Origin of the sequence: Kitasatospora sp. NPDC091276, assembly GCF_040684355.1 — a bacterium.
Lineage (GTDB): Bacteria > Actinomycetota > Actinomycetes > Streptomycetales > Streptomycetaceae > Kitasatospora.
Map to the genome: position 1 here is coordinate 66,361 of NZ_JBFBFU010000007.1, position 25,453 is coordinate 91,813.

At 72.5% G+C, this 25,453-nt stretch carries 23 protein-coding genes; 12 read left to right on the forward strand and 11 right to left on the reverse strand.

The window, feature by feature from the left end:
* Positions 1-228 precede the first annotated feature (228 nt).
* Positions 229-813, reverse strand: coding sequence for a DUF6879 family protein (locus AB0O19_RS11150; protein WP_363619128.1), 585 nt, complete (start codon positions 811-813; stop codon positions 229-231).
* A gap of 450 nt (positions 814-1,263) precedes the next feature.
* Here AB0O19_RS11150 and AB0O19_RS11155 point away from each other — a divergent pair, with 450 nt between their 5' ends.
* Together AB0O19_RS11155 and AB0O19_RS11160 are read left to right on the forward strand one after the other, a co-directional pair.
* On the forward strand, positions 1,264-1,617 hold the full coding sequence (locus AB0O19_RS11155; RefSeq protein WP_363619129.1) for a DUF6879 family protein: 354 nt from the start codon (positions 1,264-1,266) through the stop codon (positions 1,615-1,617).
* 311 nt (positions 1,618-1,928) lie between these two features.
* Positions 1,929-3,164, forward strand: coding sequence for a cytochrome P450 (locus AB0O19_RS11160; protein ID WP_363619130.1), 1,236 nt, complete (start codon positions 1,929-1,931; stop codon positions 3,162-3,164).
* Between the two features lie 66 nt (positions 3,165-3,230).
* Here AB0O19_RS11160 and AB0O19_RS11165 read toward each other — a convergent pair whose 3' ends face one another.
* Both AB0O19_RS11165 and AB0O19_RS11170 read right to left on the reverse strand, forming a co-directional pair.
* Entirely contained in the window at positions 3,231-3,425 is a 195-nt protein-coding gene (locus AB0O19_RS11165; protein WP_363619131.1) for a DUF397 domain-containing protein, read from the reverse strand.
* Positions 3,426-3,427: 2 nt separating this feature from the next.
* A complete protein-coding gene (locus AB0O19_RS11170) occupies positions 3,428-4,297 on the reverse strand; it encodes a helix-turn-helix transcriptional regulator (RefSeq protein WP_363619132.1) in 870 nt (289 codons plus the stop codon).
* 170 nt (positions 4,298-4,467) lie between these two features.
* Here AB0O19_RS11170 and AB0O19_RS11175 point away from each other — a divergent pair, with 170 nt between their 5' ends.
* Positions 4,468-4,836 (forward strand): ATP-binding protein, encoded by a 369-nt coding sequence (locus tag AB0O19_RS11175; protein ID WP_063348181.1) that lies wholly within the window; start codon positions 4,468-4,470, stop codon positions 4,834-4,836.
* The gene (locus AB0O19_RS11180; RefSeq protein WP_363619133.1) at positions 4,833-5,084 is read left to right on the forward strand and encodes a hypothetical protein; all 252 of its coding nucleotides are present in this window, start codon (positions 4,833-4,835) and stop codon (positions 5,082-5,084) included. The genes AB0O19_RS11175 and AB0O19_RS11180 overlap by 4 nt, the downstream gene beginning before the upstream one ends.
* A gap of 160 nt (positions 5,085-5,244) precedes the next feature.
* Here AB0O19_RS11180 and AB0O19_RS11185 read toward each other — a convergent pair whose 3' ends face one another.
* Positions 5,245-5,439 carry a DUF397 domain-containing protein gene (locus tag AB0O19_RS11185; protein ID WP_363584996.1) on the reverse strand — a complete coding sequence of 65 codons (195 nt, stop codon included), beginning with the start codon at positions 5,437-5,439 and terminating at the stop codon, positions 5,245-5,247.
* Positions 5,440-5,633: 194 nt separating this feature from the next.
* Here AB0O19_RS11185 and AB0O19_RS11190 point away from each other — a divergent pair, with 194 nt between their 5' ends.
* The 3 genes from AB0O19_RS11190 (at position 5,634) to AB0O19_RS11200 (ending at position 12,123) form a co-directional block, all read left to right on the forward strand.
* A complete protein-coding gene (locus AB0O19_RS11190) occupies positions 5,634-7,013 on the forward strand; it encodes a TIR-like protein FxsC (RefSeq protein ID WP_363619134.1) in 1,380 nt (459 codons plus the stop codon).
* An 83-nt stretch (positions 7,014-7,096) separates the two neighbouring features.
* Positions 7,097-11,017: an FxSxx-COOH system tetratricopeptide repeat protein gene (gene fxsT, locus AB0O19_RS11195; RefSeq protein ID WP_363619243.1), complete on the forward strand. Its 3,921-nt coding sequence runs from the start codon at positions 7,097-7,099 to the stop codon at positions 11,015-11,017.
* 53 nt (positions 11,018-11,070) lie between these two features.
* Positions 11,071-12,123, forward strand: coding sequence for a D-glycerate dehydrogenase (locus AB0O19_RS11200; RefSeq protein ID WP_363619135.1), 1,053 nt, complete (start codon positions 11,071-11,073; stop codon positions 12,121-12,123).
* Positions 12,124-12,127: 4 nt separating this feature from the next.
* Here the strand turns inward: AB0O19_RS11200 and AB0O19_RS11205 are convergent, their stop codons facing one another.
* The 3 genes from AB0O19_RS11205 to AB0O19_RS11215 all read right to left on the reverse strand — a co-directional run bounded on the left by AB0O19_RS11205 (position 12,128) and on the right by AB0O19_RS11215 (position 14,899).
* Positions 12,128-12,982 (reverse strand): alpha/beta hydrolase, encoded by an 855-nt coding sequence (locus AB0O19_RS11205; protein ID WP_363585072.1) that lies wholly within the window; start codon positions 12,980-12,982, stop codon positions 12,128-12,130.
* A 23-nt stretch (positions 12,983-13,005) separates the two neighbouring features.
* Positions 13,006-13,914, reverse strand: coding sequence for a DUF4231 domain-containing protein (locus AB0O19_RS11210; protein ID WP_363585002.1), 909 nt, complete (start codon positions 13,912-13,914; stop codon positions 13,006-13,008).
* Positions 13,915-14,134: 220 nt separating this feature from the next.
* Positions 14,135-14,899, reverse strand: a complete 765-nt coding sequence (locus AB0O19_RS11215) for a sugar isomerase domain-containing protein (protein WP_363619136.1) — start codon at positions 14,897-14,899, stop codon at positions 14,135-14,137.
* Between the two features lie 222 nt (positions 14,900-15,121).
* Between AB0O19_RS11215 and AB0O19_RS11220 the strand changes: the two genes are divergently transcribed.
* On the forward strand, positions 15,122-15,814 hold the full coding sequence (locus tag AB0O19_RS11220) for a metal-dependent transcriptional regulator (RefSeq protein ID WP_350877579.1): 693 nt from the start codon (positions 15,122-15,124) through the stop codon (positions 15,812-15,814).
* Between the two features lie 555 nt (positions 15,815-16,369).
* Here the strand turns inward: AB0O19_RS11220 and AB0O19_RS11225 are convergent.
* Positions 16,370-17,083 carry a bifunctional DNA primase/polymerase gene (locus AB0O19_RS11225; RefSeq protein WP_363585006.1) on the reverse strand — a complete coding sequence of 238 codons (714 nt, stop codon included), beginning with the start codon at positions 17,081-17,083 and terminating at the stop codon, positions 16,370-16,372.
* Between the two features lie 306 nt (positions 17,084-17,389).
* Between AB0O19_RS11225 and AB0O19_RS11230 the strand changes: the two genes are divergently transcribed.
* On the forward strand, positions 17,390-18,766 hold the full coding sequence (locus AB0O19_RS11230; protein WP_363619137.1) for a transcriptional regulator: 1,377 nt from the start codon (positions 17,390-17,392) through the stop codon (positions 18,764-18,766).
* 209 nt (positions 18,767-18,975) lie between these two features.
* Positions 18,976-20,205: a hypothetical protein gene (locus tag AB0O19_RS11235; RefSeq protein ID WP_363619138.1), complete on the forward strand. Its 1,230-nt coding sequence runs from the start codon at positions 18,976-18,978 to the stop codon at positions 20,203-20,205.
* 121 nt (positions 20,206-20,326) lie between these two features.
* Here the strand turns inward: AB0O19_RS11235 and AB0O19_RS11240 are convergent, their stop codons facing one another.
* Positions 20,327-21,625, reverse strand: a complete 1,299-nt coding sequence (locus AB0O19_RS11240) for an ABC transporter substrate-binding protein (RefSeq protein WP_363619139.1) — start codon at positions 21,623-21,625, stop codon at positions 20,327-20,329.
* A 255-nt stretch (positions 21,626-21,880) separates the two neighbouring features.
* Here AB0O19_RS11240 and AB0O19_RS11245 point away from each other — a divergent pair, with 255 nt between their 5' ends.
* Entirely contained in the window at positions 21,881-22,315 is a 435-nt protein-coding gene (locus AB0O19_RS11245) for a hypothetical protein (protein ID WP_363619140.1), read from the forward strand.
* Positions 22,316-22,491: 176 nt separating this feature from the next.
* Entirely contained in the window at positions 22,492-23,367 is an 876-nt protein-coding gene (purU, locus tag AB0O19_RS11250; RefSeq protein ID WP_063348167.1) for a formyltetrahydrofolate deformylase, read from the forward strand.
* A gap of 67 nt (positions 23,368-23,434) precedes the next feature.
* Here the strand turns inward: purU and AB0O19_RS11255 are convergent, their stop codons facing one another.
* Both AB0O19_RS11255 and AB0O19_RS11260 read right to left on the reverse strand, forming a co-directional pair.
* Entirely contained in the window at positions 23,435-24,682 is a 1,248-nt protein-coding gene (locus AB0O19_RS11255; RefSeq protein ID WP_363619141.1) for a zf-HC2 domain-containing protein, read from the reverse strand.
* Complete coding sequence (locus AB0O19_RS11260) at positions 24,679-25,338, reverse strand: sigma-70 family RNA polymerase sigma factor (RefSeq protein WP_363619142.1); 660 nt, start codon at positions 25,336-25,338, stop codon at positions 24,679-24,681. The genes AB0O19_RS11255 and AB0O19_RS11260 overlap by 4 nt, the downstream gene beginning before the upstream one ends.
* Positions 25,339-25,453: the final 115 nt, after the last annotated feature.

Consider the following 25,453-nt stretch of genomic DNA (forward strand, 5'->3'; position numbering starts at 1 on the left):
ACGGCCAGCACCAGCGCCAGGCCGATCATCACGGGCACCTGGACGGCCAGGATCATCCCGGTGTTGACCAGGGAGTGCAGGAAGGCCGGGTCCGGCCCCGCCGAAGCGGCGACGGTCCTGTCCAGGTCTCTTGTGCGTAGGAAGTCGGCCTCACCGACTTCCTACGCACAAGGACGCGCCTACCTGTGGAGGGGGCTGGGCTGCGCTCTCCGCACAGGCCCGGCCCGGTCATGACGTCGGCCCGCGTCCCAGGACACCTGGGACGCGGGCCGACGGATGCGGTGTTGCGCAAGAAGTCGGTGGGGCCGACTTCAGGTATTCGGAAAACGGCACGGAGTGAGCCAGGGCGATTCTTTTCCACTCGCGGTGGCGGCGCATGTCGCCGCTGACCAGCTCCCGGTTGATCTGGGTGCCGTCAGGTCGGAAGTTCAGGTGGACTGCCGAGGTGTCATCGAACAGCCACCAGTCCTGGTCGGGAATGCCGAAGTTCCCTTCAGTGGCGTCCAGGATCCGAATGCCTTCCCCGGCGGCGATGTTGCCGGGGATGCCCCAGGCGAACTGGTACCGCTGGTAGTCCGTGAGGGGGCGGCGCACCACCCGGACGCGGCCGATCGTCCGCCCCGAGGAGACGAAGCCGTGCACCCTCCGGTGCCACGCCGCGTTGTGATTGACCGGCTTCGGCTCGCCGCGCAGAAAGCGGGCCAGGCTCTCTGCTTCCCTGGGCATGGTGTAGGCGGGCTGCGCCTCGAACCGGAACGCTTCGTGCTGGTAGCTGTCGAAGTGGGCGCGCCACTGGTCACCATCCAAGAACACGGATGGCCTCCTTCGGAACGTGTCGGGGAACCTCGGTGGACTCCCGGTGGGTGCCTTCAGAGCGGTGAAGGGTTGCCCCCCGGACCACGGACGTCCTTGATCGGTGGAGTGCATGGTCGGGCAGTCGTCATCGCCGCATCTCGGGCTGTCGAACTTGCCGGCAAGAGGCAGTAGTTGTGGGCGCTCAGCCATGCTGACCTCCTCCAGGCGGGTGCCTCCTGACTCGTCAACGACGCTGGGGCTCCCTTCGATGCCTGTCCACGCGGTCTTGGGCATATTCCGGGTCTGGAACAAGGAGCTTGCCCGGGGTCTCCCGCTCCGAGGAACTGTTGGCCGGCGGCTCCTTGCGAGGAGCAAGGAGCCGCCGGAACATACCGCGAGCCAGGCCTGCCGCCCAGGACGCGGGCAAGCGGGTGCGGCGTCGCACAAGAAGTCGGTGGGGCCGACTTCTTGTGCAACGCTCGCAGCAGGTTCGGTGGCGACGGAGCTGTTCGGCGCGATCACGTGATCACCCGGCCCCTGACGGACTACCTCCGTTTCGAGTTCGCGCACTATGCCCACAACGTCGCGGCCGGCGAGGACATCCGGATTCTCGACCTGACCGGCCGCGAGAATCCGGGCTTACCGGATCAGGATTTCTGGATGTTCGACGAGTCCAGGGTGGTCCTGATGAACTACCGCCCGGACGGGACGCAGATCAGTCGCGAGGTGTTCGACGGCGACCCGATCCGATTCGTCGAGTGGAAGCGCTTGGCCGAATCCGAGTCGGTTCCTTTCTCGGAGTACGTGAGAGCAAGCGGCTGAGTGTCTCTGGATCCGGAACGGCTCGGACAGTCCAAGTCCGAGCTGGGGAAGAAGCTGCGAGAGCTGCGCAAGCGAGCCGGCCTGGTGGTGGGGGGGGAGGAGGAGGGGAGGCCGGACCTGGGCCGGTTCGGCGTGACCGTCGGTGTAGACGGTGCACAGTCCGTCTGACTGGATGATCCTGGTAACACCGTCCCGGCCCGTTGACGACCGCTCCGCGCCGCTCTAGAACGGAGCCCAGGCCCCGGACACGGCAGGACGTGTCGCGGCACGGACTGCCGGGGCACCCCCGAGAGATCCTGAGGAGCAATGCCATGGCTCCAGACGACAACGGCTGCCCGGTGCTGGACATGACCGCCCGGGCCCTGCACCAGCAGAACGCGGAGCTCCGCGCCGCCGGGCCCGCCGTGCGGGTCGAACTCCCCGGCGGCATCATCGCCTGGTCCGTGACCCGCAGCTCGGTGATCCGCGCCCTGACCGGCGATCCGCGGGTCTCCCGCGACCCGCGCAAGCACTGGCCCGGCCTGGCCTCGGTGCCCGAGGGGTGGCCGATGGGCCCGATCGCGTTCCAGCAGAACTTCTTCAACCGCTACGGCGACGAACACCGCTCGGCACGACGACGGATGGCGCCCTCGTTCTCGCCCCGCCGGGTGTCCGCGCTGCGGCCCGGGATCGAGGCGACGACCGCCGCCCTGGTCGGCGCGTTCCGTGACCTCGCCCCCGGCGAGGCCGTGGACATCCGCCGGGCCCTCTCGCTCCCGCTCACCATGACGGTGATCTGCGACCTCTTCGGCGTACCCGCCGACATGCGGCCGCAGATCGGCCGGTCGATGGACACCCTGCTGACGACGACGGCGACGACCGAGCAGATGACGCTCGCGCGGGCGGAGATCAACGTGGTGCTGGTCGAACTGCTGGAGCTCAAACGGCGCGACCCCGGGCCCGACCTCGCCAGCGACGTGGCCGCCGTCAGCACCGGCGGCGACACGGGCCGCGCCGAGGAGGAGTCCCGCGACGAGCTCTTCCTGATGCTCGGCGCCGGGTACGAGACCGCCGTCAACCTCATCACCAGCGCCGTCCAGGCGCTCCTCACCCACCCCCGCTACCTGGCCCAGGTCCGCGAGGGCGCCCTCGCGTGGGAGGACGTCATCGAGGAGACCCTGCGCCACGAGAGCCCGGTGATGCACATCCCGCTCCGCTACCCGCTGGAGGACATCGACCTCGGCGAGGGCGTGGTCATCCGGCAGGGCGAGCCGATCCTGCTCGGATTCGGCGCGGGCGGCCGGGACCCGGAGGTCCACCCGGACCGGCCGGACGACTTCGACCCGACCCGCCCCGACAAGGAACACCTGTCCTTCGGCTACGGCCCGCACTTCTGCCTCGGCGCACCCCTGGCCCGGCTGGAGGCCGAAGTGGCCCTGGGCGGCCTCTTCGGCGCCTACCCCGGCAGCGTTCTGGACCCGGCCAGCCCGACGCCGGCCCGCCTGGAGTCCGTCATCATCAGCGGCCCGGCCGAGCTCTGGATCGTCCCGAGGCCCACCGCAGTGTGACGGCGGCACCTGGGGGAAGGGCGGCTCCCGCGAGTTCGCGGGAGCCGCCCTTCTGCGCTGTGTGGGTCAGGCGGTGAAGTGGTCGAACTCGCCGGCCTTGGCGCCGAGGAGCCAGGCGTTGAGCTTGGTGCGGGTGGTGGTGACGATGTGGGCGGGGTCGTCGGACTCGCGGATGTAGACGAAGTTGCTGTCGGAGGCGATCTCGACGCAGTTGGCTTCCTCCCCGCTGAAGCTCGACTTCTGCCAGGTGAGTTCTTGCATGGCTACCTTCCTTGTACTCCGTAGCGGACGTGCTGGAGCAGGCCCCAGGAGTCACGATAGGCGGGTGAAGGTCCGACAGATTTGGCCTCCAGAGGAGGGAGTGCAAGGCCCTTGAGTCGGTCGAACTTGCGCCGGAATGAAGCTACTGCTTCGGGTTCTCCCAGGAAGGACGCGCCTTGTGGCGTCTCCAGCAGGACCGTGTTCAGCTTGGCGTGAGGGCCATGGAGCGTCATGAACGACGTATCGGTCGAAGCGAAGACGGGGCAGTCGAACGGGAGGATCTGGATCGTCACGTGAGGCAGCGTGCCTACCTCCATCAGGTGGTTCAGCTGGTCGCGCATGACGGTAGGCCCGCCGTACATCGTGCGTAGTGCCGCTTCGTGGATCACGGCATGGAATGGCACCCCGTTATCGATGCTCAGGATCTGTTGGCGCTTGCGGCGGAACTCGACCTTCTTCTCGGCGTATTCGAGGATGATCTCCATGTATCCCTTGGTCTGGAGGAGCCCGGGGATCAGGAGGGTTTCGTACGTGTCCAGGGCGGTGGCGGCGGCCTCGAACTCGGCCAGGTCGAGCGCTGGGGTCACGACGTACGGCTTGTAAGCGTCCCACCAACCCTTGCCGCTGCTCTGGCACAAACTGATGAGCCCGGCGCGATAGTTGGGGTCATCCGAACCGCACACGTCGAGCCAAACGTGCAACCGTTCGAGGTTGAGGCTCAGCCTTCCGGCCTCGGTGTGGCTCACGGCGGGGCCCTTCATGCCGAGCAACTCGCCAATCTCAGGGCCGGACATTCCGGCACCCTCGCGTAGACGGCGAAGTTCCTCACCGAACCGGCGCTGGCGTTCGGTGATGTAAACCCTGAGTCCCATGGCAGTCCCTTCTCGGATGGACGGTGCGACTGCTACGCACAGTGTAGGCGCGTGCGCAGGGTGTGTTGCAAAACTGGTCTTTTCGTGGTTACAGTCTTTGTGCACTGCTCGCCAGACGGGTCGTCAGTTGCGTCTGTGCGTAGCCCCTCTGCACCGCTGGGAGATTCCCCATGTGTGACCCCAACCTCAACTCCCCCTCCCTCACCGTCTCTCGCGAGGCGTTGCGCGACACCATGGCGCGCGCCGGGTACCCCAACTCCTCCATCGGGGATGCCGAACTCGCGCTCGTGGAGCTGGTGGTGAACGCCTGGCGGCACGGGTTGACCGCCGCGCCCGTCGTCCTGGTCGCCGTCGTCCACGGGACGCTCCGCGTCACCGTCGCGGACCGCAGTCCCGTGCTGCCCGAGCAGCGGAAGCCCGACCCATTCGCCCAGTCCGGGCGGGGGTTGATGCTGGTGGAGGGGCTCATGCACCGCTGGGGTGCGGAGCCGCAGAAGCTCGGCAAGCGCGTCTGGTTCGAGCTGGACGGCGCCGCGTGATCGCCCACCACCCGATCCACCCCGCCGACCCGGCCCTGCGGCAGCTCACCGGGCGGCAGATCACCGAACTGATCGTCGATCTCCGTACAGAGGGGCGGGAGTTCGGCCTCCTCTGGCCGTCCGCCCAGTCCGGCGAGACCGACCTGAACGGCCGCGCTCTGATCTCCATCGGCAACATCCCGGCCAGTACCTTGATCAACCTGCTGGCTCTGCTGCGCGAGTTCAAGCGCCGGCGGGGCCGGGCGTGACGGGCATGCTGGTCCTGATCCTGCTGGCCGCCGCCGTCGGCGGTGTGTGCCAGGCCCGGTCCGAGCGGCTTCGGGATCGACGGGATCGGACGTAGGTGCCATACATGGCACGCGGGCCCGCCTTCTCCAGGCGGGCCCGCGCCATGCCCGGCCGTGGAGGTCAGGCGATGAAGTGGTCGAACTCGCCGGCCTTGGCGCCGAGGAGCCAGGCGTTGAGCTTGGTGCGGGTGGTGGTGACGATGTGGGTGGGGTTGTCGGACTCGCGGAGGTAGACGAGGTCGCCGTCGGACGCGATTTCGAGGCAGTTCGCCTGATCGCTGCTGAAGCTCGGCTGCTGCCAGTTGAGGTGCTCCATGGCTACCTTCCTTGTACTCCGTGGCGGACGTGCTGGAGCCACGATAAGCGGGCGCACAGCCGCGTCGTTTCGGTCATGTCAATTCGTACGACTCGTTGTGCTATTCCCTTGGGTCCTCAGTCGTTCCTACACTGAGACCCCGCCGCACGGGGGCTGCGGGAACCAGGTTGCCGACGGGCCCGGGGGAGGCGCGTGTGAACGACCGTGGCTGGGACGAGGACGATGCCCGGCCGTACTTCTTCCTCTCCTACGCGCACACCCCGAAGGCCGGCACGCGCGGCGCCGGTGACCCGAACCACTGGGTCCGCCAGCTGTACCGGGACCTGTGCGAGGCGGTGCTGCAGCTGACGACGGTCCCGGCCGGGGTGCCGGTCGGCTTCATGGACGAGTCCATGCACCAGGGGGAGTTGTGGGCGGAGCGGCTGTCGGAGGAACTGGCGACCTGCCGGGTGTTCGTACCGCTGTACTCGCCCCGGTACTTCAACAGCGTCCCGTGCGGGCAGGAGTGGCACGCCTTCACCCGCCGCCCGGTGTACCCGGCGACGATCGACGCGGAGCGCACCAGCGGCATCGTGCCGGTGCTGTGGGCGCCGATGAGCCGCTACCGGCTGCCCAAGGTGGCCAGTGAACTCCAGTTCAACCACGCCAGTTTCGGCCCGGACTACGCCACCGAGGGCCTGTACGCGCTGATGAAGCTCACCTACTTCCGCTCCGCCTACGAGCTGGCCGTGCACCGGTTGGCGGCGCGGATCGTGCAGGTGGCGGAGGAGACGGTGATCCCGGTCGGGCGGCGGCTGGACTTCAACGGGCTGCCCAGCGCCTTCGACGTGAGCGCGCCGACCAAGCAGCTGCGGATCTCCGTACTCTCCTACCATCAGGGCGAGTTGCCGCCCGACCGCAATCCCGACTTCTACGGCGCCCGGCGCACCGACTGGCACCCCTATCGCCCGGCCGGCTCGCCGATCGCCCAGCACGCGGTGCGGCTGGCCCGGCAGTTGGGGTTCCAGCCGACCGTGCACGAGTTCGACGACGAGGTCGAGTCCATCATCGAGGGGGAGGCGGCCGCCCCCGGCCTGCTCCTGCTCGACCGGTGGGCGCTGCGCGATCCGGACCGCCGGGAGCTGGTCCGCCGCTTCGACCGCTCGGACGCCACCTGGGTGAGCGTCCTGGAGCCGTGGAACACCGAGGACCCCGAGTGCGAGGAACGCGGCGGCGACCTCGGAGAGTTGAGCGACCAGGCGCTGCGCATCACCCGGCGGGCGAGCCGCCCCAGCTTCCTCGGCGTGACCGGCCCGACCGGGCTGAACACCCTGGAGGACTTCGACGACGCGCTGCCCCGGGCCGCCATGAAGGCCAAGTACGCCTTCGAGGGCCGCACCAGGGCCGAGCCGGAGGATCCGCCGCCGCCCCGCCCGAACCTGCGGGACGCCTTCCGGCGCGGTCCGGGCGCGGCCCCGTTCGGCCGCGACGCCCCCTTCGGGCAGGACGGCTCCGGACCCGACGACCACCCAGACCGTGACGACGGCGATGACCCCGATGACGGGATGGCGCCCTTGGGAGGACGACCCAGATGAGCGAGAACCCCACCAGGAACTTCCGCGTCGGGGGCCTCACCGTGGCCGAACTGGCCTCCCAGCGGGAGGCCGAGCGACGGTCCGTGGAGCAGGACCGCAACGGCCGGATCATCACCTTCTACTCCTACAAGGGCGGCACCGGGCGCACCATGGCGCTCGCCAACACCGCCTGGATCCTGGCCGCCAACGGCTACCGGGTGCTCACCGTGGACTGGGACCTGGAGGCGCCGGGCCTGGCCAAGTTCTTCCACCCCTTCCTCGATCCGGCCTCGTTGGCCGGCACGACCGGGATGATGGACCTGATCGCCGAGTACCGCGAGGAGGCCCTGCGCCCGGTCGAGCACGCCGAGGGCTGGCACCTGGACTTCGCCAGGGTGCACCCGCACGCGCTGTCGCTGTCCTGGCCGCTGTTCCCGACCGGGGGCAGCCTGGACTTCCTGTCCGCCGGCCAGTTCAACCGGGACTACTCCGAGGCCGTCACCCACCTGGACTGGGACATCTTCTACGACCGCTTCGACGGCGGGCAGTTCTTCGACGCCCTCAAGGCCGACATGAGCAAGCGGTACGACTACGTGCTCATCGACTCGCGCACCGGACTGTCCGACATCGCCGAGATCTGCACCGTCCAGATGCCCGACGACCTGGTGGTCTGCTTCACCCTGAGCGACCAGTCCATCGACGGTGCCTCCCGGATCGCCCAGCACATCCACGACCGCTACCGCGAGCGCGGCATCCGCATCCTGCCCGTCCCGATGCGCATCGACGAGGGCGAGAAGGAGAAGGCCGACGCCGGCCGCTCCCTCGCCCGGGTCCGCTTCGACGGGCTGCCGGCCGGCCTCAACGGCGAGGAACTCGCCTCCTACTGGGGCTCGGTGGAGATCCCGTACCGGCCGTTCTACGCCTACGAGGAGATCCTCGCCACCTTCGGCGACCAGACCGGCACCCCCACCTCGATGCTCGCCGCCTGCGAGCGGCTCACCGCGATGATCACCCAGCGCAAGGTCACCTCCCTGCCGGTCATGGACGAGGAACTACGGCTGCGCTACGTGGACGCGTTCACCCGCCGCCGCCCGTCCGTCCCCGCCGACCTCTACCTCTCCTACGTCCCCGAGGACCGGATGTGGGCGGACTGGATCGAGTCCGTGCTCACCCGGGCCGGCTTCCGGGTGCTGCCCCGCGACCTCAGCGCCGGCACCGACACGCGCGAGGAGACCGAACGCGGCATCGACGCCGCCTACCGGACCGTCGCCGTGCTCTCGCCCGCCTACCAGCGCTCCCCGCAGGCCCGGGCGCTGTGGGAGTCCGTGGTCAACTCCGACCCCGCCGGCACCCGGCGCCAGCTCGTCCCCGTCCGCGTCGGCGACGTCAGGCTCACCGCACCCTTCAGCAACCGCAACCCCGTCGACCTCGTCGGCCGCGACGAGACGCAGTCCGTCCAGACCCTGCTGCGCGCCCTCGGCCGCGGCGACGTCGTCCTGAACGAGCCCAACGGCGGCGGGCCGCGCTTCCCCGGCAGCAAGCCGACCGTGTGGGACGTGCCGCCGCGCAACCCCTCCTTCACCGGCCGCGCCGCCGTCCTGGAGCAGCTGCGCAACCAGCTGCGCGGCGGCATGGCGGCCGTCCTGCCCACCCCCCAGACGCTGTACGGGCTCGGCGGCGTCGGCAAGACCCAGGTCGCGCTGGAGTACGCGCACCGGTTCATGTCCGACTACGACCTGGTCTGGTGGATCGACGCCGAACAGACCGAACTCGTCGCCCCCGCCCTCGCCGACCTCGCCCGCCGGCTCGGCCTGCGCGTCGGCGACTCCGTCACCGAGGCCGCCGAGGCCGCCCGGGAGGCGCTGCGCCGCGGCGTGCCCACCTCGCGCTGGCTGCTGATCTTCGACAACGCCGACGAACCGGCCGAGATCCGCCGCTTCTTCCCCGGCGGCTCCGGCCACATCCTGGTCACCTCCCGGAACCAGGCCTGGACCGGGCACGCCGAGGCGCTGGAGGTGGACGTCTTCACCCGCGGCGAGAGCGTCGAGCACCTGTGCCGGCGCGCCCGCGGCCTGTCCCGCCCGGACGCCGACCGGGTCGCCGAGGCGGTCGGCGACCTGCCGCTCGCCGTCGAGGTCGCGGCCGCCTGGCTGGACACCACCGGCACCCCGGTGGAGACCTACGTCGCCCAACTGCACGCCGAGGCGGCCCGTGCGCTGGCCGTCGCCCGCCCCGCCGACTACCCGACCCCGGTCGGCGCGACCTGGAACGTCTCCATCGGCCGGCTGCGCCAGCAGTCCCCGGCCGCCGTCCGGCTCCTCCAGCTCTGCGCGTTCTTCGCGCCCGAGCCGATCTCGATGAACCTCTTCTACAGCGACCAGATGATCCGGGCGCTGGTGAAGTACGACGCCGACCTCAGCGACAAGTTCATGCTGGGCAAGGTGATCCAGGCGATCGGCCGGTACGCGCTGGCCAAGGTCGACGCCGGCAGCAACAGCTTCCAGGTGCACCGGCTCGTCCAGGCGGTGATCCGGGCCGAGATGACCGACGACGAACAGGAGATCGCCGTCCACGAGGTGCATCGCATCCTGACCGGCGCCCGGCCGGTCCTCGGCGACACCGACGACCCCGCCAACTGGCCCGCCTTCGACGAGATCTGGCCGCACCTGTCGCCCTCCAAGGCGCACAACTGCGACGAGGCGGACACCCGCCAGCTGCTCATCGACCGCGTCCGCTACCTCTGGAAGCGCGGCGAACTCGACCGCGCCCGCGACCTCGGCCACGCCCTGGACACCGAGTGGACCAACAAGCTCGGCGAGAACGACCGGCAGACCCTGCTGCTGCGCTTCCAACTCGCCAACGTGCTGCGCTCCCAGGGCAACTACGCGGAAGCCCTGGCCCTGGACGAGGACACCCTGGAACGCCAGCGGGCCCTGCTCGGCGAGCACCACCCGTACACCCTGATGACGGCCGGCTCCCTCGGCGCCGACCGCCGGGCACTCGGCCGGTTCCAGGCCGCACTCGACCTCGACCGCGAAATCCTCGACCAGTTCCGCGAGTTGTTCGGCGACGACAACCCGCGCACGCTCTCCATGGCCAACAACCTGGCCATCGACTACCGGCTCGTCGGCAACAGCGAGGCCGCCCGCGAACTCGACCAGGAGACCCTCGACCGGCGCACGGCCGTCCTCGGCCCCCGGCACCCCTACACCCTCTCCACCAAGTCCAACCTCGCCCGCGACCTGCGCGAACTCGGCGACTACCGCGGCTCGGTGGACCTGCTCCAGGAAGTCACCTCCGACCTCGGCGACGTCCTCGACCCCGACCTGCCGGAGAACCTGCGCAACGCCAAGTCCCTGGCCGTCTCACTGCGCCGCATCGGCGCGCTCGCCGAAGCCCGCCGGATCACCAAGGAGACCTACGAGCGCTACCTGGAGCGCTACGGCGCCGACGCCCCCGACGCGCTCGCCTGCGCGCTCAACCTGGCCGCCGACCACAGCGCCTCCGGCGACAAGGAGGCCGCCCGCGACCTCTGCTCCACCGTCTTCGAAGGCCACCGCCGCCTGTTCGGCGACGAACACCCCTTCACCCTGGCCTGCGCCAACAACCTCGGCATCTACCTGCGCGGCAGCGGTGACATCCAGGGCGCCATCGAACGCGGCCGGCTCACCGTCGAGGGGCTCACCGACTCCGTCGGAGCGGACCACCCGTACACCCTCAACGCGGTGATCAACCTGGCCAACGCCTACGGCGACGACGGCCAGATCGGCCTCGCCGAGGAACTCGGCCGGGCCGCCTACCAGGGCCTGTGCGAGCGCTACACGCCCCGGCACCCGGACGCCGTCGCCTGCGAGGCCAACCTGTCGATCACCCTGCGCTCGGCCGGCCGGCACACCCAGGCCGCCGAACTGCGGGCCCGCGCGATCGGCGAGCTGATCCGGCAGTTCGGCGAGGAGCACCCCAACACGGTCGCGGCGCGCGGCTGGAAGCGGATCAACCGGGACCTGGAGCCGCAGCCGGTGTAAGCGGCAGGGTGAGCACGGCCGACGCGCGGGGGCGGCGGGTACGCTGCGGCACCATGAGCGAGCGAAGCGAGCGAGTCATGGAAGGGGGCGCGTCTCACGAAGGGACCGCCGAGCGAAAGCGAGGTGGGCGCCTGAGCGAGCAGACCCCGCCCCCGCCCCCGGTCCTGGTCACCCGGCGCCTCGCGCCCGGGGTGATCGAACGGCTCACCGCGCGCCACGCCGTCACCTGCCACGACTCCGACCAGGCGATGGCCCGGGCCGACCTGCTGGCCGCCGTCCGCGGCCGCCGCGCCGTGCTCACCACCCTGGACGACCGGGTCGACGGCGAGTTCCTGGACGCGGCCGGGCCGTCCCTGGAGATCGTCGCCAACCACGCCGTGGGGCACCACAACATCGACCTGGCCGCCTGCGCCGAACGCGGCGTGCTGGTCTCCAACACCCCCGGCGTGCTCACCACCGCCACCGCCGACATGGCCTGGGCGCTGCTGCTGGCCGCCACCCGCCGCCTCGGCGAGGGCGAGCGCCTGCTGCGCTCCGGCAGCCCCTGGACCTGGGCGCCGAACTTCCTGCTCGGCATGGAGCTGGCCGGCACCCCGCTGGGCGTGCTCGGCATGGGCCGGATCGGGCAGGCGGTGGCCCGCCGGGCCCGCGCCTTCGACATGCCGGTCAGCTACCACAACCGCCGCGAGCTGCCGCCCGAGCAAGCCGACGGCGCCACCTGGCGGCGGCTGGAGGACCTGCTCGCCCACTCCACGGTGCTGGTCGTCACCGCCCCGCTCAGCGCCGCCACCCGGCACCTGCTGGACGCCCGCCGCCTCGCCCTGCTGCCGCGCGGGGCGGTGGTGGTCAGCATGACCGCCGGAGTGGTGGACGAGGAGGCGCTGGCCGCCGCGCTGGAGTCCGGCGCGCTGTTCGCCGCCGCCGTGGACAACTTCGAGCACGAGCCGGCCGTCCCGTCCGCGCTGCTCGCCCAGGAACGCGCCGTCCTGGCCCCGCACCTGGGCAGTGCCACCGTCGCCACCCGGCAGGCGATGGGCGGCCTGGCCGTGGACAACGTCCTGGCCGTGCTGGGCGGGGGAGCGCCGGTCACCCCGGTGACGGTCTGAGGCCTCAGCCCGCCGCCCAGGCCAGGGCGGTGGTCAGCACCCGGAAAGCGCCGAAGTGCGCGGCGCCGGGCTCCAGGAAGAGCTCGGCGCCGGGGATGTGGTCGCCCAGCCAGCGGGAGTGCTCGACCGGGGAGAACTGGTCGTCGGTGCCGTGCCACAGCCAGCTCGGCACCGCGATGTCCTCGACCTTGAACCCCCAGTCGGCGGTGAACGCCAGCACGTCGTCGATCCAGCCGTCCGCGCCGTGCCGGAACGCCTCCCGGTAGTTGCTCTGCAGCATCCGCCGCAGCCCGCTGTCGGCCACCACCTCCCGGTCGGCGGGCGACAGTTCGGGTCGCAGCCCGTTCAGCAGCCGGACCGGGTCGTCCTTGATCTGCCGGGAGCGGAACTCCATCGCGTCGGCGATCCGGCCGTGCCCGCGCTCCGCCTCCTGGTAGGCGTGCACGTTCGACGGGGTCATCCCGGCGTACCAGTCCAGGCCGGCCGCGTTGCGCGGCGCCAGGCCGACCAGCACCGCCACCCGGCTGACCCGCTCCGGCAGCAGCGCCGCGCAGGCCAGCGCGTGCGGGCCGCCGCCGGAGCGGCCGAGCACCGCGAAGCCGTCCAGCTTGAGGTCGTCCGCGATGGCCCGCACGTCGGCGGCCGCCGCGCTCACCCGGCGGCCGAACTGGCGGGTCGAGTCGCCGTAGCCCGGCCGGTCGTAGGAGATCAGCCGCACCCCCAGCCGGTACAGCACGGTGCTGCGCGGGTGCGGGCCCACCCGGCTGCCGGGCATGCCGTGCAGCAGGAACACCGGGCGGCCGCGCGGGTCGCCCAGGGATTCGACGGCGAGGGCGCGACCGTCCGGGGCCTTGACCATCCGTAACGACACCTGCGGCCTCCTCAGTGGTCCCGGTCGGTGGTGGTGCGGATCTCCCGGCGGGCCTGCCAGGTGGTGTGCTCGCGGGAGACCGCGTCCTCGGCGTCCCGGGCCAGCCGGGCCCAGAGCTCCTCGGCGTCCGCCGACTCCACGTCCAGCCGGGCCAGTTGGCGCCGGATGAGCTCCAGCTCGTCGGCGGCCAGCCCGTACGCGGCGGCCAGCGGGCGGTACTGGCGCAGCTGCGCCCACGCGGTGATCGAGGCGGCCACCGCCGAGACGGTGCCCAACGCGTCGTAGGTGAACGCGCCGAGCGCCCGCAGCACCGCGAGCACCAGCCCGAGCGCCGGGAGCACCACGCCCAGCACCCCCGCCAGGGCCCCGGCCCGGGCGCAGTACCGGGACTTGGCGCGGTACCAGTCGTGCTGCACCTGGATCCGCTCCCGCAGGTACACCTCGCGCCGCACCGCGAGCGGCTGCTCGCGCAGGTCGCGCATCGCCGCCGTGATCCCGGCGAGCTCCGCCCCGGCGCCCGGCGTGACCACCCGGCTGTCCCGGAAGGCGCCCAGCACCCCGCCGAGCTGGACGCGGTACAGGCCCTCCGCGTCCGGCAGGGTGTGCGGCGGCGGCTGGTAGGCGTCCGCCCGGACGGCGAACTTCCAGGCCAGCGTCTTGACCGACTCGGCGGCGGCCCGGCCCTCGTACCAGAGCCCCTGCGGGTTCTGCCGGCTGATCACCACCGCGAGGACGATCGCGCCGAGGTAGGCGGCGGCCGCCGGCCAGGCCCACGGCTCGCCGTCGGCCGAGCCGGTCGCGGCGGCGGCCACCAGCAGGAGCAGCTCCCAGGCGGAGAGCAGCACCGAACGCCGCTGGCCGCGCAGCGAGGCCGCGTCGGCGGCCCAGAAGAACCCGGGCAGCAGTTCCCGCTCGCGCACCCACCCCGTCCGTCCCGCCCCAGACGCCATGTCCGGCCCCCACCCGTCGCTCCGGTCGCACCGCCCTCCTGCCCCGGGCGGCTTCCCGGTACGCCTGGCCCGCCCCCGGGCCGCCCGCAATGGCCGGGATGCCCCGGTGGATTGTCCGGCCCGGGTACTTTCGGTGGGCGGGCGGACACCCTGCGTGGCCCGGCGTGCCCGTGGGCGCGACCGGTGGGCGTCAGTAGGTGTAGAGGATCCGGTCGGCGTTGTCGGCCATCTGCTTGGCGTTCCACTCGGTGCCGCCGGGGACGTTGCCGGAGCGGAACAGCGGCGGGGCCGCGGCGGTGCCCCCGGCCGCCGCGTCGGCCAGCCGGCCGACCGCCGAGGCGACCACGGCCTGCATGAGCGCGCTGGTCACGATGGTGGAGACCGGGCCGAAGGTGGTCTCGGCGGCCGGGTGGGTCAGCTCGCCGTCCCCGACCGCGATCTTGCTGTCCAGCACCACGTCGCAGTTGTCCTTCAGGTACGTGCCGGACGGGTGCGCCGGGGGCACCTCGCCCGGGTACGCCAGCGAGGTCACGCCGATCACCTTCAGACCGCGCTCCCGGGCGTACCGGGCCAGCTCGACCGGCATCACCTGGCGGCCGGACAGCGAGATCACGAACAGCAGGTCGCCGGAGGCGGCCGGGGTCAGGTCCAGGGTGGTGGTGGCCAGGCCGGACACCCGCTCCAGCGCGCTGGCCAGCGGCGCGGGCATCACCGTCACCCCCGCCATCCCGGGGACGTTCAGCAGGTTCATCGGGACCAGCCCGCCGGCCCGGTAGACCACGTCCTGGGCCGGCAGCGCGGAGTGCCCGGCACCGAAGGTGAACACCCGGCGGCCCTCGGTGATCGCCTCGGCGAGCAGTGCCGCGGCGGCCTCGATGGCGTCGGCCTCCTCCTCCCGGACCCGCTGGAGATGGGCGATCGCGGCGTCGAAGTACCGGCCGACCAGGTCGTTCATCTGTTGCCTTCGCTCTCTGCCGGTGGGGGAGCCGGCCGGGTGGGGCGGTCCGGTCGGGTCCGGGTCGCCAGTGGAGAAAGCTACGGCGAGCACCGTGGCGCCCCGGCGGCACCGCTGTCAACAGGAACGAAAACCGGGACCCGGGGCCCTTGCGCGGGCCCGGTTGTCGGTGCAGTACGTCAGAATTGGCGGTGAGGACACCGAAGAACGGAGCCAGCGGCGATGTCTGGGCTGATCGACACCACTGAGATGTACCTTCGCACCATCCTGGAGCTGGAGGAGGAAGGCATCGTCCCGATGCGCGCCCGGATCGCCGAGCGACTGGAGCAGAGCGGCCCGACGGTCAGCCAGACGGTCGGCCGGATGGAGCGCGACGGGTTGTTGCAGGTGGCGGGGGACCGCCACCTCGAACTGACCGACGACGGGCGCCGGCTCGCCGTGCGCGTCATGCGCAAGCACCGCATCGCCGAGTGCCTGCTCGTCGACGTGATCGGACTGGAGTGGGAGCAGGTCCACGAGGAGGCCTGCCGCTGGGAGCACGTGATGAGCGAGACGGTCGAGCGCAAGGTGCTCGCCATGCTCGGCCACCCGACCCAGTCCCCGTACGGCAACCCGATCCCGGGCCTGGACGAGCTGGGCGACGCCAAGGCCGAGGGCGAGGGCTTCGACGCCGCGCTCGTCCCGCTGGACACCGTCAAGCCGGGTGACGGCGGCGCCAGCGTGGTGGTCCGCCGGATCGGCGAGCCGATCCAGACCGACGGCGAACTGATGCGCACGCTGCGCCGGGCCGGGATCCGGCCGGGCTCCACCGTGCGGGTCAGCGCCGGCGTCGGCGGCGTGCTGGTCGGCACCGGGGAGAACGCGGCGGAGCTGGGCAAGGACATCGCCCAGCACGTCTTCGTCGCCCAGGCCTGAGGAACGCGCCCTCCGGGCCCGGAGGAACGCTTCCGGGCCCGGGGAACGTGCTTCCCGGAACGACGCGAAGGGCCCGCTGCTCCCCGTGCAGCGGGCCCTTTCGCCTCCCCGTTCCCTCCCTGTCCCCTCCGTCCCTCCCGTCCCCTCCATCCCCTCCATTCCCTCCCGGCCCCTCCACCGCCTCGCCCGGCTTCCCCGTCCGAGCGCTCCCTCCGGCGTCCCCTCGCACCGCAATTCCTCCCCTCGGCCGATCATGGCAATCCTTGAGCGTTGTCACTCGTCCGGGGGGCTTTCGCCCATGATCAGCGGGTACACGGAGGCCTTATCCGCACATGCGTGTGACGGGCCTCGCCTCCGGTGGGAGACAAGGCCCGTCAGCCGGGCGCGGGGTGTCGCGCGCTGCGCGCCCTCACCCGATAGGCGGAGGGCGGCCGTTCACGGGGCGGTGAATCGGGGCAGTGAATCGGGGCGGTTCACGAGGCCGTTCACGAGACGGTGAACCAGGGTGGTGAACCGCGGTGGTGAACCGCGGCGGTGAACCGTTGCCGCGCCCGTTCAGCGCACCGCTGCCGCCGGCTGGGCGGGCTGGGGGTGGGCGGCCGCGGGCGCCTCGCGTCCGCAGGCGTACGCGAGCGGGCTGATCAGCTCGGCGGCGTCGGGCAGCCAGCGGTTGAGCGCCGAGGGGGAGCGGGCCCACTGGGCGTAGCCGGTGCCGCCGATCCGGGAGGGCGGGGCGACCGTCCAGTCCCCTTCGCCGCGGGCCACCAGGTCCAGCCGGCCGGGCGGCCAGCCGAGCTTGCGGAGCATCTCCGGCAGCTTGGCCGCGACCCCGGGCAGCACCAGGAAGTGCAGCCGCCGGCCGATCCGGCCGGGTGAGGCGGGCAGCACCGCGACCGGGCCCAGCTGGAGGTCCATCCGCTCCATCCGCGCGAGCGCCAGGCAGCCGGCCGTCTCCGGGACGTCCAGGACGTCGAAGGACCGGCCGGTGGGCAGCAGGATCGAGGCCTGCGGCCGCTCGGTCCACCAGCGCCGCACCGCCCCCGGCCCGGCGCTCGCCTTGCGGGCCCAGTCCGCGTCGAGCGGGTGGGCCCCCGGCAGCAGGCAGCGCCGGTCGCCGCAGGAGCAGCGGGCGGGCCCGTCGCCGTCGATCAGCCAGGCGCCGGGAGCGACCTCCCAGTGGCGGTTCTCGGCGTAGCCGACGGCTTCGATGAGCAGCGGGGGCAGTGCGGCGGTCTTGCCCTGGTCGGGGGAGTCGGGGATGTCTTCCACGCGCTGCTCAACTACCGTGTGTGAGGCTGGTTACGGCCCGGCGCAAGCCGGTTGGGCGCATACCGGCAATGTCACCCGAACCGGTTACTCGACCGAGTTGAGGCGGGCGGGGGCAGGCGCAGTGGGGGCGCACAGGAGCATTTCCCAGGGCGCGTGGGGGGTGCGGATCGTCACCGTGGGTATCCCGCTGGCGTTGCTGATCGCTAACCTGGTGTCAGATTCCTTGGACGGTCGGACAGTCGGCAACAGATCAGCAGAATCGTCGCCCGCCGGCCGGGACCGGAGGGTGTGGGGAGGCGAAACCCAATGGCCGCAAGACCACTCGTCGCACGACAGCCCAACGAGCGTCTGCAGCAACTGATCCAGGAGGCCAGCTGCTCCAACGCCGGCCTGGCCCGGAGGGTCAACCTCTGCGGCGCCGAGCACGGTCTGGACCTGCGGTACGACAAGACCTCCGTCGCCCGCTGGCTGCGCGGGCAGCAGCCGCGCGGGCAGGCGCCGGCCGTGATCGCCGAGGCCCTCGGCCGCAAGCTCGGCCGCAGCGTGTCGGTCGAGGAGATCGGCATGGCCGACGGCAAGAACCTCAGCTCCGGCATCGGGCTCCAGTTCGCGCCGACCCTGAACGCCGCCCTGGAGCAGGTCTGCGAGCTCTGGCGCAGCGACGTCGGGCGGCGGGACTTCCTGACCGGGGCCACGGTCGCGGCCTCTGCGCTGGTGGAGCCCAGCCGGGACTGGCTGATCACCCCGCCCGACCCGGTGGTGGCCCGCACCGGCGGCCCCCGGGTCGGCCCGACCGACGTGGCCGCGATCAAGGCCACCACCGCGATGCTGGTCGACCTGGACCACCGCTTCGGCAGCGGTCACGTGCGCCCGGTGGTCGTGCACTACCTCAACTCGGTGGTCTCCAGCCTGCTCGGCGGGGCGTACCGGGACGAGACCGGGCGCCAACTCTTCGCCGCGGTGGCCCGGTTGACCGAACTGGCCGGATACATGGCGGTGGACACCGGCCAGCCCGGCCTGGCCCAGCGCTACTACATCCAGGCGCTCCGGCTCGCCCAGGCGGCCGACGACCGCGGCTACGGCGGCTACGTGCTGGCGGCGTCGATGAGCCACCTGGCGGCGACGCTCGGCAACCCGCGGGAGATCGCCCAGCTCGCCCGCGCCGCGCAGGAGGGCGCCCGGACGGTCGCCACCCCGACGGCGATGGCGATGTTCTACGCCGCCGAGGCCCGCGGCCACGCCCTGCTGGGGGACGCCCGCTCCTGCGAGGCGGTGTCGGCCAAGGCGCTGGAGATGATGGAGAAGCGCCGCCCGGAGGACGACCCGGACTGGATCGTCCACTTCGACGACGCCTACCTGTCGGACGAACTGGCCCACTGCCACCGGGACTTGGAGCAGGCCGGCCAGGCCGAGCACTACGCCCGCCGGGCGCTCGACCTGCACCCGCCGACCCGGGTCCGCCGCCGCGCGGTGGACCTCGTCCTGCTCGCCACCGCCCAGTTGCAGCAGCGGGACCTCGAACGCGCCTGTGAGACGGGCGCGCAGGCGGTCCGGCTGCTGAGCGGGCTGCGGTCCAACCGGGGCGTGGAGTACCTGGACGAGTTCCGGCGCAGGCTGGAGCCCTACCGGGAGCAGCGGGTGGTCCGTGAGTTCCACGCCCGGGCGGATGCGGAGGCCGCCTAGTGTCGCGCCCGGGGCACCAGGGCGGGTCCAAGGCCCCGGGCCCCGGCGGGGCGGCGTGAGGGGAGCGTGAGGGATGTCCCGCCCGCGTGGTCACCCGGTTCGGCGAACCGGTAGCGTGGGTGTGACGTCCAAAGAACTGTGATGCCCCCAAGAACCGACGAGATGTGGTCCGCCGTCAGCGCGCGGTCGTGCACAGGTGAGGAATCGCGTTGAGCCAGCGCCGCTCGTACCCCAACTCGGGTGACTTCAACCTGGACGACCTGTTCCGCCCCGAGCCCGGCCAGACCCAGGGCGGCGCGCCGGGCCAGCCGCAGGGTCACCCCCAGGGCCACCCGCAGGGGCAGACGGGCGTGCCGCCGGTGGGGCAGCCGTCCGGGCAGCCGGAGTACCTCGGCGAGGGCGGGCACGCGCGGCCGACCCAGGCCATGCCGGCCCAGCCCGCCCCGTGGGCCGGCGCTCCGCAGCCCGGTTACGGCGTCCCGCAGCACGAGCCGGCGCCGGAGACGCAGCACCTCCCGCCGTACCCGGGCGCGGACCCGTACGCGGGCGGGTACCCCACGGGCCAGTCCCAGGCCGGCTACCCGCAGCAGCCCGGCCCGGGCGGCTACCAGGGCTACTCGCAGGCCGGGCAGCCGCAGCCGGCGCCGGCCTACCCCGGTCAGGACTACGGGCAGAACTACGGCCAGGGCTACGGGCAGGACCACGGGCACGGGCAGGGCTACGCCCAGGACCACGGGCAGGGCTTCGACACCACCCGGGCGGGCGCGCAGGCTCCGGCCGCCCGGGGCGGCCGCCCGTCCAACAAGCTGATCATCGGTGGGGTGGTGGCCGGTTTCGCGGTGGCCGGCATCCTGGTCGCCGTCCTGGTGAACGGGGACGACACCACCCCCGCCGCCGACGCCAAGAAGACCCTCCCGGTGGCCGCCACCGGCAGCGCCACCCCCGGCACGGCGAGCGCGAGCAGCTCGGGCACCACCGTCGACCCGGCGGTCAAGGCCCAGGCGCAGCCGCTGTCGGACCTGCTCGGCACCGCGAGCGACAGCCGCTCGGCGGTGGTCGGCGCGGTCGCCGCGGTGCAGAAGTGCGACAAGCTGCCCGAGTCGCAGCAGGCGCTCACCGGCGCGGCCGGCAAGCGGCGCGAACTCCAGACCAAGCTCGGCCAGCTGAAGGCCGACAAGCTGCCCGGCGGCCAGCAGCTGGTCGAGCAGCTCAATGCGGCGTGGACCGCCTCCGCGCAGGCCGACGACGAGTACGCGGCCTGGGCCGGGGACTCGCAGGCGCCCGGCGCCTGCGACCCCAAGAAGCTGGACAACCAGCACTACAAGAACGCCGTCCAGGCCAGCGGCACGGCGACCACCGCGAAGAAGCAGGCCTCGACCCTGTGGAACGCGATCGCCGCCCAGACCGGCCTGCCCAGCCGCAGCGACGGCGACCTGTAGGACGGACGGGGGAACGGGCCCGCCGGCCCGCCCCTTCGCCGTCCGTCCCCCCTGTCGTCCGTGCTGCGCCGCCCGTGCTGCGTCGGCTGTCCTTCGCCGTCCGTGCTGCGCCGCCCGGGCGTCACGCCGGCGGGCGGCCCCCGGTGAGCACCCAGCGGATGTCCACGAAGCCCGGCTGCTGCAGGGTCATCCGGCCGCCCTTGACCACCTGGTAGGTGACCCAGGTGTTCACCAGCCGCGGGGACTCGGTGCTGGGCAGCATGTTGGGGGTGCCCCAGTTCAGCGGCGGGGTGAGGCCGACGTCGATGCCCTCGCCGCTGTCCAGCAGCCCGGTGACGGTCTTCTCGGTGACCTGCCGGCCGGACGCCGCGACCTTCTCGGCGACCAGCCGGAACACCTCGTACGCGACCCAGGTGGTCTGTACGCCGGGATCGGAGACGTCGATGGTGTGGCCGCCGGTGGTGTCGGCGCGCACCACCGCGCGCAGCCCGTCCCAGACCTTCGCCGACTCCGGCGGGTACCAGCTGGTGACGTAGGTGCCGGCCAGCGGGCCGGAGTCGCCGCCGGTGGAGTCGACCACCGACTGCTGCACGCTGCCGATCACCGAGGCGAACCGGGTGTTCCTCGGGTTCAGCCGACGGTAGGAGTCCAGCAGGTTGCCGGTCGGCTCGGCGGCGAGGGCGCTGGTGACGCAGTTCGCCGCTTCGTCCCGGCCGATCGCCTTGCGGGCCACCGCCGTGTAGTCGGTGGACTGCTCGGGTGCCTTGACGTCGAGCAGCTTGATGCCGGCCGGCTTGAGCGCGTTGGCCAGGTAGCCGAGCAGGTTGTCGCCGGACGGGGTGTCCGGGCGGACGAGTGCGACGGCCTTGCAGCCGGCTTCGACCAGCTGACGGCCGCTGCCGCCGATCAGTGCGGGCATGCCGCCGTCCACCGGGTACGAGAGCGGGCTGCTGAACTCGGGCTGGGAGAGCCCGTAGCCGCCGATCAGGGGGATGCCGGCGCGCTCCAGGACGGGCATGAAGTCGAAGCCGTACTGGCTGTAGGAGCCGATCACGGCGACCGCCTTGGCGTCCACCGCCCGCTGGGCGCAGGCCTTGGCGCCTTCGGAGGTGTTGTGCTCGTTGCAGGTGAGCACCTGCAGCCGGCGGCTGTTCAGTCCGCCCTTGAGGTTGACGTCCCGGCCGATCGCCTCGGCGAGCGCGGTCATGCCGGGCCGGTCGGCGGAGCCGGTGCCGGACGGGGACCAGGTCATCACGGTGAGGTCGCCGCCGTTGGTGGAGGCATCGGCCGGTCCGCCGCACGCGGAGGCCGAGAAGAGGGTGGGGAGCAGGGCCGCGGCGGTGGCGGCCGCGGCGATCGGGCGGCGGCGGCGCCGCGCGAACTGGTGCCGGGGTCGGAACGGGTCCCTTCGGCTGGTCATCGGTCTTCCCTCTCTGGGGCGCCATCCGGCGCACCGGAGCAAGCCAAGCCCCGGCGCCACACGCCGAGAGGGCCGAAGTACGAACGGCCGGGTAACGGGAGCTGAAATCAGGCGGGGTACGCGTGTAGATCGGGAGTGGAGTACGAACGGACAGGGAACGTACGATCGTTCTCCATGTCCGCCAGCACAGATTCTTCGCATCGGTCTGCCCGAAACACTTCTCGTCCGGGCCACCGCTCCAGCACGATGAACGGCATGCCGCTCAACGACCTGCCCTGGTGGCGCTGGCGAGCCCGACTGCGCTCGGCGCTGCACATGTTGTCCGACCCCGGTTTCCAGCAGGAGACCTGGCTGAACGGCCGGGAGGGGTACGGCGACGTGACCGACGCCGTCTACCGGCTGGTCGAGGACACCTGGCTGGACCACTGGTCGGCCGAGAAGTACGTGGGCACGATCTTCCGCGACTCCGCCGAGGCCGCCCTGGTCGACGTCGCGGTGCTGCGGGTGGTCCAGCTGCTGCACGAGGTCGGCGCGGACGCCCACGCCTCCGCCTACTTCGGCCACCCCGGCTGGCCGGAGGCGGTCCGGGCCGCGCGCGAGGCGCACGTCGCGCTGGCGGTGAACGACGGGGACGACCCGGACACGGCGCCCAAGTCGCTGGACGTGCTGCGCATCCTCACCCGGGTCTGAGCCCGGGTCTGAGCCCGGGCCGACGGCGGGGCCGCCGGGGGGCGCCGGCCGGGCGTCCGGTCGGGTGTCCGGTCGGGCCGCTGAGCAGTGCCGTCCCGCAGTACGGGCAGCGGGGCGGCGGCTGTCCAGGATGTGACACGCTGGACCACCCACGAACGCCACGACCTCAGGACGGGATACCCCCAGTGGACCAGCAGCCGGCCAGCGCCCAGTACGTCCTCACGCTGTCCTGCCCCGACAAGCAGGGCATCGTCCACGCCGTCTCCAGCTACCTCTTCATGACCGGCTGCAACATCATCGACAGCCAGCAGTTCGGCGACGGGGACAGCGGGCTGTTCTTCATGCGGGTGCACTTCTCCGCCGCCGAGCCGGTCACCGCCGACAAGCTGCGGGCCAGCTTCGCGGCGATCGGGGCCTCGTTCGGGATGGACTGGCAGATCCACCCGACCGAGCAGCGGATGCGGATCGTCCTCATGGTCAGCAAGTTCGGGCACTGCCTGAACGACCTGCTCTACCGCACCCGGATCGGCGCCCTGCCGGTGGAGATCGCCGCGGTGGTGTCCAACCACACCGACCTGCGCGACCTGACCGAGAGCTACGGCGTCCCGTTCCACCACATCCCGGTCACCCGGGACACCAAGGCCGACGCCGAGCAGCAGCTGCTGGACCTGGTCGCCAAGGAGGACGTCGAGCTGGTCGTGCTGGCCCGCTACATGCAGGTGCTCTCGGACCAGCTGTGCACCGCGCTGTCCGGCCGGGTGATCAACATCCACCACTCCTTCCTGCCGAGCTTCAAGGGCGCCAAGCCCTACCACCAGGCGCACGCCCGGGGCGTGAAGCTGATCGGCGCCACCGCGCACTACGTCACCGCCGACCTCGACGAGGGCCCGATCATCGAGCAGGAGGTGGCCCGGGTGACCCACGACGTCACCCCGGACCAGCTGGTCGCGCTCGGCCGGGACGTCGAGTGCCAGGCGCTGGCCCGTGCGGTGAAGTGGCACAGCGAGCACCGGGTGCTGCTGAACGGCACCCGCACGGTGGTCTTCGCGTAGCGAGGTCGGGGCGGTCGGCGGGCGGTGTGGTTGCCGCCGTTGCCGCCGTTGCGGCGGCTGTGGCCGCTTACGGCCGCGACAGCAGCGGCAGGGCGTGCAGCACCTCGCGGATCGCGGCCCGGTCGCCGTGCTCGCCGACCGGCAGCCGGTCCGGATCGCGGTGCGCGGCGGCCAGGTGGCAGAGCTCCAGGCCGTCCAGCACCATCGAGGCCACCGGCTCGCCGCCGGGCGGCCCCGATTCCGGCCCGTCCAGCGGTATCAGCCACTCGCCGGCCGCCGGGCCGTCGATCACCAGCCGCAGCCGCCGGCCCCGGCCCTGACCCTGGTCCGCCACGGGCGGGAGGGCCGGGGCCCCGGCGGGCTCGGGACGGGTGGCGCGGGCGGCACGCAGGTCGGCCAGTGCCCGCGGGACCATCCGGACCGCCAGGTCCACCATCTGCCGCAGGTGCTGGGGCGCCGGCGGGTCGTACGGGTAGGCGACCGCGCGGGCCACGTCCTCGCCGTGCACGTAGCACTCGAAGGCGCGGTCCACGAAGGCGTCGCGCAGTGGCAGCACGGCGAAGCCGTAGTCGACGGGGGTGTTGCCCTGCGGGGCGAGCGCGGCGGTGCGCACCAGGTCGTGGGTCTGCCGCCGCCACCGCTCCCGCACCGACTGCGGCGGGAGGCCGGCCCGGTCGGCGACCAACCGGGCGGTGCGTTCGGCGATCCCGGCGTACGGCCCGCCCTGCGGCGGGACCCGGGGCGGGAGCAGGGGCGGGATCCGGAGCGCCGGCGGCCGCGCGGCCGGCTCCTGCGGCGGCACCCGCCGGGCGGCCGGGGCCGGTGCGGCGCCCGGGCCGGCCGGCACCGGGTCGGGCAGGCCGAGGGCGAGCGCCAGATAGCCGTCCACGGCGGCGAGGTGGCACAGCACCTCGGCCGGGCGCAGCCGCCCGGTGCCGCCGTGCCACGGCAGGTCCGCCACCTCCTGCCACTCCTCCGGGCCGAGGTCGCGCAGCAGCGCGTCGAGCTTGGCCGTCTCCGCGGTGTACGGCATGCCCCAGGCGGGGACGGGCAGTTCGGCCGGTCGGCGGGCCAGGCACCAGTCGAGCACCTGCTGGCGCAGCGAGTTGGGCTGGTCGAGCGGCTCGTCCAGGGCGAGCCAGCCCGCCGCCTCGCGCAGCCGGGCGGCCTCCTCGGCGCACTCCGGGCAGGTGCGCAGGTGCCGCTCCAGCTCGGCGGCGTCATGGCTCGGGCAGGCGCCGAGGGCCCAGGCGCCGAGCAGCGAGCGCAGGGCGTCGTGCTGCTCCTCGGTGGTGGGCTCGCTCCGCTCGCTCATGCGCCCCTGTCCCCGTCGTCCCTGTCGCCCGCGTCGTCCGTGTCTTCCCGGTCGTCCTCGCGGCCGTGCCGTTCGTCGTGGCGGGCGCGCTCCTCGGCCAGTTCGGTGGCCAGCAGTTCCAGGCCGAGCCGCATCCGCTGCTTGGCGGCCTGCTCGCTGATGCCGAGCAGCCGGGCCGTCTCCTGGTAGGTGCGGCCGTCGTAGTACGTCACCGCGATGGTCTCACGCAGGGGTTGGGGCAGGGAGTCCACCACGTACTGCATGCGCGCGGCGGTGGCCACGGCTCGGATCTCCGCCTCGGCCGCGCCCTCGCTGCCTCCCGGCCCGTCAAGTCCGCCGCCCGGGCCGCCCGGTACCCGCTCGGCGGCCCGCCGCGCCCGCAGCCGGTCGACCGCGCGGCGGTGGGTGAGCGCGCCGAGCCAGGAGCGCAGCGAGCCCTGGGCGGGGTCGAAGTCCTCGGGGTGCTCCCAGACCTGGGCGAATATCTCCCGGGTGAGCTGGGCGGCGGCGGCCTGGTCGGCGAGTATCCGCCCGGCCAGTCCGTGCACCATCGGCGCGAGCTGGTCGTAGATCTCGCCGAGCGCGGTCTCCTCGCCGCGGGCGAGGCGGCGTTGGAGCTGCTCGTCCCAGCGCGGCGCGCGGTCGGGGGTGGCCATCGGGAACCGACCCTCCTGCCCGGGTTTCGCTGGCGTACCCAACGGTATCTTGCGGCCGGTCGGCGGCGGGAGCATTCCCCGAAGAACGGAACCCGGGCCTGCGGATCGTCGCCCG